Source organism: Alteromonas sp. S005 (assembly GCF_036864475.1).
In the GTDB taxonomy this organism is placed as follows: domain Bacteria; phylum Pseudomonadota; class Gammaproteobacteria; order Enterobacterales; family Alteromonadaceae; genus Alteromonas.
Genome location: NZ_JAZETN010000026.1, coordinates 17,777 through 31,894, shown reverse-complemented (window position 1 = coordinate 31,894; position 14,118 = coordinate 17,777). Strand labels below are relative to the sequence as shown.

Genomic DNA, 14,118 nt, shown 5'->3' with positions numbered 1-14,118 from the left:
ATTGCCTTTGCAATATTCCCTGCATCAAAAGCTTGCTCTCCCAAAATGTAATGATAAAAAGGGTTATTTTTACGCTTTGCTTCGACCATTTGCGTGATCTGCATTGCTTCCTCATCTCTGCCTTGATGGGTATAAAGAATAGATAGATTTTCCCACGCTGTTAGGTTTTCTTCATTAATGGAGAGAGCGTGTTTATAAGTCATCTCCGCCTGATCATAAGCTTCCACCATTCTGTAAAGAACGCCTAGGTTCACCCAGCTTTGCTGCAATTCAGGGGACAATGTGGCGGCGGCGCGAAAATAGCTATAAGCCCGTGTATACCTATTGGCAACAAGCGCGTCAGCCCCTTTGTTGTTGTAGTACATAGATACAATTTTGTTTTTTGACACTGGCTTTCTAGGAAAGTAATTGCGCAACATTTGGGGGTCAAAGTCTACGTCTGCCCATGAACGTCCAATCGATGTTACGTGGTTGGCTTCAGATATTGAGATTCGCATATTGATATGACCATTTAGCAAGCTATAACCCTCCCTTCTAGTCCAGTACTCAGGAATATCTACTTCGTAGAAAGTCGCGGTTAAGCCTACATGCTCAGCCAGTGCATAAGTCATAATTGATAGGGATAAACAGTTTGCTGCACGATTATTAAATGTACTGTCTGCTGTCGTGTTCGCACTATTGCGATACAGCACGCCGTAGTCCGAATGATCAAAAATAGCTTTGACTAGCCCTTTTACATTTTTCCCCGTAATGCTTTTTTCATACACCGCATTTTCAGCAAAGATACGAGCGTCTTCTCCCAGAAAAAAAATATCATCGATAGACTCGACGGGAAATAAATGATGAGAAGAAAACAAGCTATCGTTTAATAGTGTCGGCGCTGCCGCTACACTATTCTCTTGCGTGGACTGACAAGCGCTGAGTAAGCCTAAAAAAAGTAATAGAGAAACTACTCGAGCTTTCATACCAGGAACCTTTTATAGTCACTCGATAGTTTATAATTATAGCACCCACACTCATTATTTACATTTTATTTACAACTTGCAGGGCTGCACTTTATGGCAAGAAATAAGTAAGACGTAAGCTAACTTATTGATGTATCCCTCACCCTCTTTCGGTACTAGCCGCTCCTTTATCAGCATTACACAAAGTTAATCATCAAATTGTTAGGTATCGCCGTAACAACTCTCAATTCAGTAGCTTTCAGTGGCTGTCTTTAAGTAGTAGGCGATCCGAAGGATGGTGAATTTCATTTGAAGCCCATTTACACATTGAAGGAAAGATTATGAAGAAGTTAATGAGTGCGTTATTTTTAATTGTACTGAGCACAAGCGTTTTCGCGGGTCATCATGCAGAAGGTAAGCAAAAAGATATTGTCGACACTGCTGCTAGTAATGATATGTTTTCAACACTTGTGGCCGCCGTTAAGTCTGCTGATTTAGTCAGTACATTGAAAGGGGATGGTCCATTTACCGTTTTTGCGCCGACCGATGATGCATTTGCAGCATTACCTGATGGAACAATTGAAATGCTGCTTAAACCTGAAAACAAGCAAACGCTAACAAAAATTCTTACCTATCATGTGGTAGCCGGTAAAGTAACAGCAAAAGATGTAGCAGCGCTCTCTGATGCCACTACGGTAGAAGGTAGTAAGGTAATGGTATCTACTACAATGAATAAGGTCATGATAAATGACGCTCAAGTTATCAAAGCTGATGTTATGACCAGCAATGGCGTTATTCATGTTATTGATACCGTATTACTTCCAAACGACGTAAAAGCATCGCTATAAGTCCATTTATAACAGTCATAAAAAGATGAGCATAGACCGACGTCAGTGGGTCTATGTTTTTTTATAAACATTTATCGATCTCTTCCAATAATTACCGCGTAAACAAAGTCAATTCGACAAGGGCTTTAAAACTGCCTTGTTGCCATTCAAGAACGTTAAGTGGATAGAGTCAATCAACTCGGTATTACTGCGTTTAAAAACATATAAGGTTTTTCACTAAACCAGAGAAGGAGTTCAAATGTTCACGGTTTACACATACAGTATTGCAGGACTATTAGTTATTAGTTTAACCGTGTTTGTTCAAAACATCGTAGCCGCGGTGGCGCATAGAAAACAGTCGCGTTACATTCCCGGTAAAGTCAGCGAAGAATTGAGCCACGATAGTTTTGTATTTAGAAGCCACCGAACATTTCACAACTCGCTTGAAAATATTCACCAATTTACGCTCCCCGCTCTGCTTTGTATGTTTCTTGGCGCGCCAACAGACATACTTGCTATTTTAGTTTGGGCTTTCGCGCTAAGTCGTATCGTTCATATGGCACTGTACTATGCTATTGCCACAGAAAAGAACCCTAGCCCAAGAAGCTATTTTTATATGCTGGGCACCCTGTGTACACTCGGGGTTTTTGGATTGGCGTTTTTTAGTTTGTTTCTATGATGACAAACGGCTTCACCTCCCCATTTATATTACGAATTATGTTTTTATTTTGAAAAAACGCCTGACGTATTAAAAACTCTTTCGAAGATGCGGATAAGCAGAGAACTAAATTCTACGCCCAAATATTACACTTTTGATTAATGTTCTTTTCGGCATACGGGCGTATTCTTAACAACTGAATGCACATATTTGTGTTAGGAGCCCCAGTGTACATCGATCAAGTCGGCGATCGGACCTTAGCTGATTGCAGCGTTTTAATTGTCGACGACCAAGGTAGCAGCAGACTCGTTTTAAAAACTCTACTTGAAGAAATTGTAGAGTGTTATTCTGTGAGCTCGGGGAAAGAAGCGATCGAGTACTGCAAGAACAACAAGCCTGACTTGATCCTTATGGATGTCTCCATGCCAGAAATGGATGGGCATCAAACCACTAGGCTGCTTCGACAAAAACAATCGTGTGAGAATATACCTGTCATTTTCGTTACTTCTTCATCAACAGAAGAGGAAGAATCACGCTGCTGGGATTCAGGGTGTGTAGACTTTGTTGTTAAACCCGTCAACGCCTGCACGCTGCGTAACCGTGTGAAGTCTCATCTTCAACACAAGCTCAGAAGTGATTTCTTAGAAAAACTAATCTATATCGACAAACTCACCGGCGCCTACAACAGACACTATTTGGACGATTATCTTCCCCGACTTGTTAAAGACAGCGAACGCAATGCTACTCCACTGTCTTTGATTATATTTGATGTCGACCACTTTAAGCTTTTTAACGATATGTATGGGCATTTGGAAGGCGATAGCTGTTTATGGAAGGTAAGTAAAACAATTACCGACGCACTCCTTCGGCCTATGGATAAATTGGTGAGGATCGGTGGTGAAGAGTTCTTAGTGATGTTGCCCAACACTGATTTGGAGGGTGCAAAAGCAGTTGCTGAGCGCCTCTTAGAAACTGTCTATAACCTTAACGTTCCGCACACTTCATCTGAATATGAGCGCGTAACATTAAGTGCTGGCTTAGCGATAAAAACCGCTAACGATGGCAAAACGATTGACTTCGTAATGCTGGAAGCGGATAAAAACTTGTACGCCGCTAAAACCTCCGGGCGGAACTGTTTAGTTGCCCCTTCACTGTCGGTGATTAATAAAACCAAAAACGACGCATTCTCATCGGACGCTCAAGAACAGTGTTAAGCGCTTTATAGCCGAAATACTATAGTTTCTATTCATTACCTAATTTAGTGCAACCTATGGCGCCTGTGTGAATAAGGCAATCTAGCGTAGCCTCTTTTGTTATTCCTAATTCTGCCAATTGGGCGAAGTAAAGCTCAAGTGTAGCTAAAGCATCGTCTAGCGCATTATGTTCGTTGAAAGCAGGAAGGTCTAAGCGTTGACGGCATACACTCAACGTCGCACTGTTACTTGGCAAAACCTGATGCTGCTTGTTTAGCTGATACAGCGCAAGCTGAAGAGTATCAATATAAATCACCTCCAACTTTGGTAAAGCGCATTGTTTATAAGCTCTGTCTAAAGCCATTAAGTCCAGTCTAGCGTTATGAAAAATGAGTATGTTTTGTTTGAATAGCGGTGCGACAACATCAAGTGCATCTGCTAAATTTTCACCTTTTTGCAAGATATCGCGGGTTAACCCGTGAATCACAGGGCTTTGCCCTAAGTCTGCAGTTGTATTGATGACATGATAGCCACTCGTCGACAAATCAATACGCCCGCCCATACCACTCACATAGCCAACAGAGGTAATTTGCGTGATTGAAGGATTTAGTGAAGTGAGCTCTAAATCTACTGCCGTAAACGATGTACTATAAACATTGAATTCACGAAGGCGCTGCTTCAGCTTAGTTTTCCCCGTAAACGTCTGTGCGCACGCCTTTATCCATCTTTTAATCATAGCGATTAACTCACGCCACCTGAGAACTTCATCACCATAGCTTGATTAGTTCTTTCTATCGCTTTAAAAGCCGCTTTTAGCTGATGCTTTTCAATTGATGACAGGCTTGATATGGACACGCGATTGTCGGTAACTTTGTTTTCAAGTTGATGACGCCAGCGTAGACGATTGAGGAACAACCAAATATCTTTAAGATTAGCAGCGTCGCGTTTTGAAAGTTGAGAACTGGCTGATAATGCGTCTAAGCGCGCAAGCGTGTTAGGTAAGGTGACGCCATCTGCGAGGGCGTAAATTCTTGCAATATTGTTTATTAAAGCAACAGCGCGGATCTTAAGATCAATAACGTCCTTTTCTTTTCTTCCCTTCTCAAAAACAAACTTTTGGAACATGGAAAGAGGCACCGATATTTCGTTACTATGCCTCGTAAGAGCGGCTAAAAACATGTTTTGTTGCATTAAAGGAGCCCGCTGTTTTTGAAGCTGCTTAAATAAGCTTACATCGCCCGCAGCACACCGCACATCAAGAAAAATATTAAAGTGCATAATTGCATCTTTAGTGGGCGCTTTTACCCATTGTTTAGCTTCTTCTAGTGCCTCGTCGAGGGAAAGCCTAAGCTTTGGGTTACTGGCCATAATATTACCATCGCAAAGCTTAATGCCACACTTCGCCAACCCGTTGCATACGTACTCTGCCATATTTGAAAAGTACTCGGATTGAGCTTCGCTAGGTCGTTTTGCCAGAAGTAAACCATTGTCTTGGTCTGAGCCCATCGTTTGATCTTCTCTGGCTTGAGAACCATACACCAGCCACGCAAACATCATGGGCGCTTTTCCATTTGCCTGCTGGAAGAAACCAATTAGCTTTCTGGTCATGATATCGGTTGCTTGTGACAATATTTTCCCTGCAATATCGTAATCACCCGCTTTTTTCGCATGAGCCGAAAAGTAGTGAGGCAGTTGCCACGACAGGCGAGTAAGTTCATAAAGATTATCAGCTTTGCTTAGCTCACCAATGATGAAAAGTACGTTACCTCGCTGATGACGAATGATATCGCTGGCGGTGACCATACCAAGAGGGACTAGCGTTTGATGCTCAATAACAGGCAAGTGGTGAATGTTTTTTTCCGTCATTAGCGCTAAAGCGTCAAATAAGGTCCTGTTACCCATAATCTGAGCCGGGTTAGCTGTCATTATTTGACTCACTGGAAGATGAGGGTCTAAACAGGCTGCCACCACTCTCGATCTTAAATCGCGGTCAGTAATAATACCAATTAGCTTCTCTTTTTCAGTTACCAATAAAGAGGAGACTTTTTGCGATGTCATTAATTGAGCAGCTGCCGTAATAGAGGTTTGAGCGTCCACGGAGACGGGGGCTTTTTCAATAACTTCTAAAAGTCCCTTGTAAAGCCACATTGAATTACTATCTGCAATAGCGTGATTTTGAAGAGCGTTATTGCTAAGTCCTTCAAAAAAGTATCGTATTACAGGTATCTCTAATAAAGGTTCGACAGCTAACGCCTCAAAACAATAGACTAGCCCTGGGCTGTCTACCGTTATGCTTAATGGAAAATTTCGCTCATCCATAATATTTGCGTAACCGAAATAGTCACCTTCACTTAAATGCCGGATGGGAGCGTCAGAGTCTTTCACTGAAAACTGGCCGCTTTGAATGAGAAAAAGCGCGACCTTACTCGTCAGAACCTGATCCACATTATCAGCAGTCAAATAGATTAGCTCTGTGTGTTTTACAAGCTGTAGCTTCTGCTCTTTGTCCAGCACATCAAAAGGCGCAGACGTATTAAGAAAGTCTTCAACTTGTTTAGCCATTGCAGTCATAGAGGTTGTCCGTTTCACAAAAAGAAAAAACCAACCTACTCACTTTCGCCAGTAGATTGGTTTTATTTAGCTAAAGCCTACCTTAAGGCAATACTAACTTAGTGCGCTGATGCTTCACCCGCTCCTTTAGGGTAACGAATGCTCTCAACCAATTCTTGGATTTCTTCTGGCGCTTCATCTGTTGCTTTAAACACTAGGAAAGCCACAATGAAGTTCACCATCATGCCTAAAGTGCCAATACCTTCAGGAGAGATACCAAACCACCAGTTGTCAGGCGTATTTGCAGCCGGATTTACAAACTTGAAGTAAATAATGTAAGCCGCAGTGAAGGCGATACCTGAAATCATGCCAGCAATAGCCCCTTTATCATTCATGCGCTTGCTGAAAATACCCATAATAATTGCCGGGAAGAAACTCGATGCCGCCAATCCGAAGGCAAATGCCACCACCTGCGCAACAAAGCCTGGCGGATTGATACCGAAGTAACCTGCTATGACAATGGCCACCCCAGCAGCAAGTCGCGCATACATCAGCTCGGCTTTATCGGTAATATTTGGCATAAAGTTTCGTTTCAGTAAGTCATGGGAAACAGAAGTTGAAATAACCAACAGCAAGCCTGCGGACGTTGACAGTGCTGCTGCCACACCACCTGCCGCAACTAGTGCAATCACCCACGCTGGTAAGTTCGCAATTTCAGGGTTAGCTAATACCATGATGTCGCGGTCAACTTTCATTTCGTTGCGCTCATCACCCGAGTAGAACATTTTGCCATCGCCATTTTTATCTTCAAACGCGATAAGGCCAGTTTGTTCCCAATTCTTAATCCACGACGGCGCTTCTGCATAACTAGTGCCCGTCATTTCTGGACCATTAATGGTTTCAATCATATTTACACGAGCGAATGCTGCTAGCGACGGTGCTGTAGTGTACAGAATTGCGATAAACGCTAGGGCATAACCTGCAGATTTACGCGCATCGTGAACTTTAGGCACTGTAAAGAAGCGAACAATAACGTGTGGAAGACCCGCAGTACCCACCATTAGTGCAAAGGTGATAAAGAATACATCAATAGTACTTTTTGTCCCCGAGGTGTATTCATTGAACCCGAGCTCGACGGATAAATTGTCGAGTTTCTGTAGCATATGCATCCCCGAACCGTCCGCTAATGTAGCGCCAAAACCGGTTTGTGGAAGAATATGGCCTGTAACCATCATTGAGATAAACACAGCAGGAACAATATACGCGAAGATCATGACGCAGTACTGTGCTACCTGTGTGTACGTAATGCCTTTCATGCCGCCAAGTACGGTGTAGAAGAACACGATCACCATGCCAATAACAACGCCAGACACAATATCCACTTCTAAGAAGCGGCTGAATACCACGCCCACGCCACGCATCTGACCTGCGACGTATGTAAAGCATACGAAAATGGCACAAAATACCGCAACGGTACGTGCTGTTTGTGAATAGTAACGATCACCAATAAAGTCAGGTACCGTAAACTTACCGAACTTACGTAGGTAAGGTGCTAAACAAAGTGCCAATAGAACATAGCCGCCGGTCCAACCCATAAGGTATACCGCACCATCATATCCCATAAATGAGATAAGACCCGCCATCGAAATAAATGATGCTGCCGACATCCAGTCTGCTGCCGTAGCCATACCGTTCATAACAGGAGGCACGCCACCACCCGCTACATAGAAGTCATTAGTCGAACCAGCGCGAGCCCAAATTGCAATTGCAATATACAGCGCGAACGACGCGCCAACGATAATAAATGTTAAAGTTTGAACGTCCATGATTTACTCCTCATCTACGCCGTAGCGTTTGTCCATGGCGTTCATCTTCGCCATATAGACAAAGATCAATGCAACAAATACATAAATCGAGCCCTGTTGTGCAAACCAGAAGCCTAATTTAAAGCCAAAAAACTGAATTTCATTTAAGATATCGACAAACAGTATGCCGGCACCAAATGATACGATGAACCAAACGACTAAAAGCTTAGCTAGGAGCGCTAGGTTTTCACTCCAGTAGGCTTTTTTGTCCTCTTCGTTTCTAAATGCCATTGTTTCACCCTCATGTCAGGTTAACTAGTTGTTATGATTTTACAATTCCCTAACGCTCGGCTTTGTTAACGTTATTGCTGCGTTTGAAGCTTTTGCATAAAGCAGAAACAAAGCAGCAAAAGTCAAGCATTTAGGAGGTCAGCTACTACTCTAGACCTGAGGTGAGAATTTCAAAATGAGACCATGGTCGTAGGTAGACCATGGTCGAAATGATTATAATATCGGCACAGTTGTTAAAAGTAGGTTAAGGGAAGATTATGGTTTTTGGTTGGGTAACGCTTGCAGTCTTGTACCTCTTTTTGCTGTTTTCATTGGCAAGTTGGGGAGAGAAGAACTCGCCTACAGCGAGAGCACTAACTTCTCATCCCGCCATTTATTCACTAGCTCTGGCAATCTATTGTACCGCTTGGACTTTCTTTGGCATGGTGGGGCAAGCGAGCAGAGATACATGGATTTACCTGCCAATTATGCTTGGGCCCATCTTAGTTTACGTACTGGGATACAAGTTTATTTATAAACTGACATTGGTAAGTAAAAAGCAGCATATTACAACCATTTCAGACTTCATTGCGTCACGCTACGGCAAGCGCCAAACCGTCGCCTTAGTCGTTACTCTGATTGCTCTACTCGCAACTATTCCCTACATAGCTCTTCAGCTAAAAGCGGTAGGCGCTACTTTTCAACTGTTAACGCAGCAGCCCAATAGCAATGGCATTATCATTGCCGCCACGGGGTTTATTGCTGCCTTTGCCATTTATTTTGGTACACGCCAAACTGATGTAACAGAATATCGACGTGGCCTGATGTTGGCCATAGCGTTTGAGTCGACCATCAAGCTACTTGCTTTGGTACTGGTTGCTATTGTGGGTTACAGCGCATGGAAGCGAACTCAATCTGGTGCATTTTTCGAAAGTTTTACTAACGAGATCGCTCTTGCTCAATTCGGTTCATTTAGCTTCATTGCACAAACCATCATGGCGGCAGCAGCCATTGTTTGCTTACCTCGTCAGTTTCACGTCGCCATTATCGATAACTTAAGCCTTGGGCACATACGCACGGCGCGTTGGCTTTTCCCACTCTACCTAGCCATTATTTCCGCGGTTATTCCTGTTATTGCTATCGCCGGCAAAGCCATTTTTGCTGGCCAAGGCATTGAACCTGACTCATATGTCTTGTCTCTGGCAATGTTTTCGGAATCTGCGCTTCTTCAGGTGATTGTATTTGTAGGTGGGCTGTCTGCAGCTACTGCTATGATCATAGTCGCCACGCTTACCTTAAGCACCATGCTTACTAATGATGTGATATTGCCACGTATTCTAGCGTTTACCGGCAATACCGATGACAAAAAAGACATATCTAGAAAGATTCGGCTTATCCGCCGTATCGTTATTGCCTTCATTTTATTAATGGCCTTTTTATACCACCAGCAAATGACAAGCAGCCGCTCTCTTCACTCCATTGGCCTTATTGCTTTTTCACTGGTTATTCAACTAATGCCAGCCATCGTTGGCGGTCTTTATTGGAAGCGCGCTCATGCTCACGGCGTTTATGCAGGGCTTATGGTAGGGCTTATAATTTGGGTACTTTGGTTGGTGCTTCCTATTGTAAGTGAGCAAGTTTCGCAGATGGAGCAAAACGAACTCATAAGCCAAGGGGCAATGATTAGCTTGGCTGCAAATAGCCTGGTATACATACTCTTTTCTCATTTTGCCCCCCAGCGCCTCATCGACAGAATGCAGGCAGAAGCGTTCGTTTCCCCCGCTATCTCCAGTAACAACACAGTGAAAGCTCAGGCGACGAACGTTACCGTTTCTGACCTTGTCACGTTGCTTTCAACTTTTATGGGTACAGGTCGCTGCGATCAGCTTCTTACCCAATATCAACAATTAAACAATTGCCAATTAAGCCACACTGACACGCCTAATGAATCGTTTCTATCATTCTGTGAACGCGCCCTTGGGGGGGTTATTGGCGCCTCTAGTGCAAAAGTACTTCTAGACAGTGCGCTACGTGGTAAGAAGATGGATTTTACTGAGGTAATTAACTTTTTCGACGATACCACTCAGGCGATGCAGTTTAATATGACAGCGCTATTAACCTCGCTTGAAAACATGGACCAGGGCATTAGCGTGGTAGATAAACATTTGAATTTGGTCGCTTGGAATAAACGCTACGCCAACCTCTATCCCTACCCAGACAACTTACTTGCTGTGGGCACGCCTATTGAAAAACTCATACGTTACAACGCTTCTCAAGGCGAGTTTGGTACTCACGATGTCGATGCTGAAGTAGAAAAGCGCTTGGCACATCTTCGCTCCGGCATGCCACATCGATTCACACGACAGCGTAAAGATGGTCGGGTCATTGAAATGGTAGGAAATCCACTTCCCGGAGGCGGTTTTGTAACAAGCTTCAACGACATCACAGGGCATGTGGAGATTCAGCAAGCACTTGAAGAGTCCAACATTGATCTTGAAGCCCGTATCAAGAAGCGTACTGAAGAAGTGCACTCCATTAACGCAGAGCTTCGCCTTGAAATAGAACGCCGTTCCGAAGCGGAAAAAGAATTAATAAGAGCTAGAAAAGCTGCTGAAGATGCCAACGCCAGTAAAACCCGTTTCTTAGCCCTAGCAAGTCATGATGTACTGCAGCCGCTTAACGCAGCTAAACTCTACGTGAGCGCTTTGGAAGAGCAGGAACTGTCTGAGCAGGCCTTAGCTATCATTCAGAAACTTGGCCATAGTGTTACCTCAAGTGAAACACTGATAGGCACACTGTTGGATATTGCTCGACTCGACCAGGGGGAAATGAAGCCTGATATCGAGTCTATTGATGTGAACGCCCTTCTCTCTCCGCTGGTAGATGAAATGGCCATGCGCGCCCGTGAAAAAGGGCTTGGTTTTGAAGCCATCATCCGCCCTTGTTGGGTACGAGGGGATAGAACCTATTTATATCGAATAACGCAAAACTTGTTATCAAATGCAGTGAAATACACCGAAAAAGGTCGCGTTCTATTTACTGTAAAACCTGTTAAGGGAACCGTTTACTTCAAGGTTCTCGATACGGGTATTGGTATTTCAGATGATAAAAAAGACAGCATATTTGGCGATTTCTTTCGCGCCAATGAGAGCAAAGAGCATGGGTTGGGCCTTGGTTTAGGTGTAGTGCGCCGCTTAGGTCTTCAGCTTAACAGCGATATTAAGGTTAACTCGAAGGTAGGAAAAGGAAGCTGCTTTGCATTTTCTCTCGAAAAAGCCGAGCCTAAACAAGCGCCTGATATTATAGTAAAACCTCGCAGTACCACATTCACTGGAATGAATGTACTTTGTGTGGACGATCAAAGAGAAAACTTAGATGCCATGCAAACTCTATTACAAAAATGGGGGATTAATGTCTTCTTGGCGAATAACTGGGATGATGCATTGAAGGTCTGTGAAGTTATACAGCCCCAGATTTTACTGATGGATTTTCAACTCAGTCACGATAGCGAGAAAAATGGGCTGGCACTAATTGAGGAAATAAGGCACCGGCTGAACATCGTTGTACCGGCGGCGCTTATAACTGCAACTCCGGATGAGAATTTAGTAACTCAGTGTAAAGAGCAAGGCGTTAACTTCTTGGCCAAGCCCTTAAAACCGGCGAAACTGCGCGCCCTCCTCCAAAGTATGACGCGCTATATAAGAGAAGCCAAAAATGTTTAGAACATTGTGGTTTGTATGGCTTCTTGAGCGTTTTTTAGCACTAATGGGGCAAGAAGCCACCTAAAATAATTCGTCGTGCGGTTTAGCTTCTTCTGCTCTAACCACCGGCGTTTCTACATTAGATTTAGCCACCACTTTACCCATTGCCCCCCACTTTTCTTTAGGGTTAAGCAAAACCGGGCGGGTTAATATCAAGTTGTTGGGGTACATTAGCGTCTCGCGCTCTGCGGTAATTAAACGAGTGCTAAATGGTCCAACATCCGCAATAACGCCCTCGATGAAGTTATCGCCATCAAGAATACGTACATAATTGCCCCTGCTATACGCTACATTTGTAAGCAAAATAAAGTAAGCCGTAATATTGCTGATGAGCGACCAGCTCGCAAAAAGTGCAACACCGGTTATCGTAATGATCGAAGTGGAAAGTACGAGTAAGCCCGAGAAATCAATACCCCATGCCAGTAGCAGCAGAGAAAATGATACAGTAGCTACAATTACACGAGCGGCAAAAAGCCCTTTTAATGCACTGTTAGATTTAAGCTTTGACTTTACGATATTAGTTTCTAATTTTGGCAGTAACTTACGCGACATTGCCAAATAGATAAGCAACACCAAACCACTGAACACGACGTTTGACTGGTACTGAACTAACCACGCCAAAAAACCATGCCACCACTCATTCATGAACTTTAGTCCTTAATTCTTTTCGTTAAGCATACTGACCTAAAATTATTGATATTATTTTTAAACAGCCAGCGCTCTTTAATGCTAACGTGAATATCAAACAAGTTCATGCATTAAAAGCAATCGACACAACAAGAATTATTCGTAAGACACCCCCTACCACTTCTATTAGTATGCGCGCAAAAATGACTTGTCTAAATTTTGACACCAGTCTGTATAGATAATAACCCGCCCAGCGAGAGTTAAAATGTTCGTAATCACGGCGTATTACCGTAGGTGTAGTGGTTCTACATCAAGGTGACACAACAAAGAGTACGGACATTTTAAACTCGCCCTTCGGAAAGGTCTGGCAAGCTTCCTAGCTTTATTGTGGGAATTTAAAAGGGAACAGCCATTCCTGCATTCCCACGCTTCGCTAGGAAACTTGCCAGCGCCTTCTGAGTGGGTCATTATTTATACAGGTTGATGTAATCACGTTCTAACGTGACGAATGACACGTCGAATAAACGACAAAATAAATCACAAACTACAGGCTTTTTTATAATGCGTATTGCTATTCTTTCAAGAAATCCACGCCTTTACTCCACTTCACGCTTAGTCGAAGCCGGGCAGGCTCGCGGACATCAGGTCGATGTTATCGATACTATGCACTGCTACATGGATATCACAAGCGCGCGACCGTCTGTACGTTATAATGGCAGAAAACTTCCCTACTATGACGCGGTAATTCCTCGTATTGGTGCATCTGTTAGCTTTTACGGTACCTCTGTGGTTCGCCAATTTGAAATGATGGGAACTTATAGCCTTAACGAGTCAGTCGCGATCAGCCGGTCACGTGATAAATTACGCTCGCTACAGCTTCTATCACGCAAGGGCATTGGCATGCCAAGAACAGGCTTTGCTCATCACCCAGATAAGATTGACGACGTGATTAAAACCGTTGGCGGTGCACCAGTTGTTATTAAGCTACTCGAGGGCACCCAAGGTATTGGTGTGGTATTGGCAGACACTCAAAAAGCCGCAGAATCCATTATTGAAGCTTTTATGGGGCTAAATGCCAGTATCTTGGTGCAGGAATTCATTAAAGAGGCGGGCGGTTCCGATATACGCTGCTTCGTTGTGGGAGGAAAGGTAGTTGCTGCTATGAAACGTCAGGCTGCTCCAGGAGAATTTCGCTCTAACCTTCACCGCGGTGGTCAAGCAAGCCTAGTTCGACTAAGCCCTGCAGAGCGCAAAACGGCGGTAGATGCCGCAAAAACAATGGGGCTTAACTGCTGTGGTGTAGACATTCTTCGCTCGAATAACGGTCCGGTCGTGATGGAAGTTAACTCTTCGCCGGGCTTAGAAGGTATCGAGAAAGCGACTAACAAAGACGTGGCCAGCATGATTATTGAATTTATTGAGAAAAGCGCAGAGCCGCACAAAACGAAAACCCGCGGAAAAGGCTAATCTCTTCAACCTACGC

Annotated in this window: 11 protein-coding genes; 5 read left to right on the top strand and 6 right to left on the bottom strand. The window is 43.7% G+C overall.

Annotated elements, in window-relative coordinates; translation table 11 throughout:
• On the bottom strand, nt 1–965 hold a 965-nt coding region (locus V7R55_RS18875; protein WP_334060873.1), incomplete at its 3' end, for a tetratricopeptide repeat protein.
• Nucleotides 966–1,285: 320 nt separating this feature from the next.
• Here V7R55_RS18875 and V7R55_RS18870 point away from each other — a divergent pair.
• The 3 genes from V7R55_RS18870 (at nt 1,286) to V7R55_RS18860 (ending at nt 3,643) form a co-directional block, all read left to right on the top strand.
• Nucleotides 1,286–1,792, top strand: a complete 507-nt coding sequence (locus V7R55_RS18870) for a fasciclin domain-containing protein (RefSeq protein WP_334060872.1) — start codon at nt 1,286–1,288, stop codon at nt 1,790–1,792.
• A gap of 238 nt (nt 1,793–2,030) precedes the next feature.
• Complete coding sequence (locus V7R55_RS18865) at nt 2,031–2,450, top strand: MAPEG family protein (protein WP_334060870.1); 420 nt, start codon at nt 2,031–2,033, stop codon at nt 2,448–2,450.
• Between the two features lie 206 nt (nt 2,451–2,656).
• A complete protein-coding gene (locus V7R55_RS18860) occupies nt 2,657–3,643 on the top strand; it encodes a GGDEF domain-containing response regulator (RefSeq protein WP_334060869.1) in 987 nt (328 codons plus the stop codon).
• 28 nt (nt 3,644–3,671) lie between these two features.
• Here the strand turns inward: V7R55_RS18860 and V7R55_RS18855 are convergent, their stop codons facing one another.
• From V7R55_RS18855 to V7R55_RS18840, 4 genes are all read right to left on the bottom strand, one after another.
• The gene (locus V7R55_RS18855) at nt 3,672–4,358 is read right to left on the bottom strand and encodes a 3'-5' exonuclease (protein WP_334060868.1); all 687 of its coding nucleotides are present in this window, start codon (nt 4,356–4,358) and stop codon (nt 3,672–3,674) included.
• 5 nt (nt 4,359–4,363) lie between these two features.
• The gene (locus V7R55_RS18850; protein WP_334060867.1) at nt 4,364–6,193 is read right to left on the bottom strand and encodes a DUF294 nucleotidyltransferase-like domain-containing protein; all 1,830 of its coding nucleotides are present in this window, start codon (nt 6,191–6,193) and stop codon (nt 4,364–4,366) included.
• A gap of 98 nt (nt 6,194–6,291) precedes the next feature.
• Nucleotides 6,292–7,998, bottom strand: a complete 1,707-nt coding sequence (locus tag V7R55_RS18845; RefSeq protein WP_334060866.1) for a sodium:solute symporter family protein — start codon at nt 7,996–7,998, stop codon at nt 6,292–6,294.
• Nucleotides 7,999–8,001: 3 nt separating this feature from the next.
• On the bottom strand, nt 8,002–8,268 hold the full coding sequence (locus tag V7R55_RS18840) for a DUF4212 domain-containing protein (RefSeq protein ID WP_039216401.1): 267 nt from the start codon (nt 8,266–8,268) through the stop codon (nt 8,002–8,004).
• Nucleotides 8,269–8,525: 257 nt separating this feature from the next.
• On the opposite strand from V7R55_RS18840, the gene V7R55_RS18835 reads away from it, so the two are divergent.
• A complete protein-coding gene (locus V7R55_RS18835) occupies nt 8,526–11,969 on the top strand; it encodes a PAS domain-containing hybrid sensor histidine kinase/response regulator (RefSeq protein WP_334060865.1) in 3,444 nt (1,147 codons plus the stop codon).
• A gap of 60 nt (nt 11,970–12,029) precedes the next feature.
• Here V7R55_RS18835 and V7R55_RS18830 read toward each other — a convergent pair whose 3' ends face one another.
• Nucleotides 12,030–12,653: a mechanosensitive ion channel domain-containing protein gene (locus tag V7R55_RS18830; RefSeq protein WP_334060864.1), complete on the bottom strand. Its 624-nt coding sequence runs from the start codon at nt 12,651–12,653 to the stop codon at nt 12,030–12,032.
• 543 nt (nt 12,654–13,196) lie between these two features.
• Here V7R55_RS18830 and rimK point away from each other — a divergent pair.
• A complete protein-coding gene (gene rimK / locus V7R55_RS18825; RefSeq protein WP_334060863.1) occupies nt 13,197–14,102 on the top strand; it encodes a 30S ribosomal protein S6--L-glutamate ligase in 906 nt (301 codons plus the stop codon).
• The last annotated feature ends 16 nt before the right edge of the window (nt 14,103–14,118 follow it).

What these genes read in the sequence shown, in the direction of transcription:
- V7R55_RS18835 (WP_334060865.1), top strand. Translation starts at nt 8,526, where the DNA reads ATGGTTTTTGGTTGGGTAACGCTTGCAGTCTTGTACCTCTTTTTGCTG.
- V7R55_RS18855 (WP_334060868.1), bottom strand. Translation starts at nt 4,358, where the DNA reads ATGATTAAAAGATGGATAAAGGCGTGCGCACAGACGTTTACGGGGAAA.
- V7R55_RS18840 (WP_039216401.1), bottom strand. Translation starts at nt 8,268, where the DNA reads ATGGCATTTAGAAACGAAGAGGACAAAAAAGCCTACTGGAGTGAAAAC.
- rimK (WP_334060863.1), top strand. Translation starts at nt 13,197, where the DNA reads ATGCGTATTGCTATTCTTTCAAGAAATCCACGCCTTTACTCCACTTCA.
- V7R55_RS18865 (WP_334060870.1), top strand. Translation starts at nt 2,031, where the DNA reads ATGTTCACGGTTTACACATACAGTATTGCAGGACTATTAGTTATTAGT.
- V7R55_RS18830 (WP_334060864.1), bottom strand. Translation starts at nt 12,653, where the DNA reads ATGAATGAGTGGTGGCATGGTTTTTTGGCGTGGTTAGTTCAGTACCAG.
- V7R55_RS18850 (WP_334060867.1), bottom strand. Translation starts at nt 6,193, where the DNA reads ATGACTGCAATGGCTAAACAAGTTGAAGACTTTCTTAATACGTCTGCG.
- V7R55_RS18845 (WP_334060866.1), bottom strand. Translation starts at nt 7,998, where the DNA reads ATGGACGTTCAAACTTTAACATTTATTATCGTTGGCGCGTCGTTCGCG.
- V7R55_RS18870 (WP_334060872.1), top strand. Translation starts at nt 1,286, where the DNA reads ATGAAGAAGTTAATGAGTGCGTTATTTTTAATTGTACTGAGCACAAGC.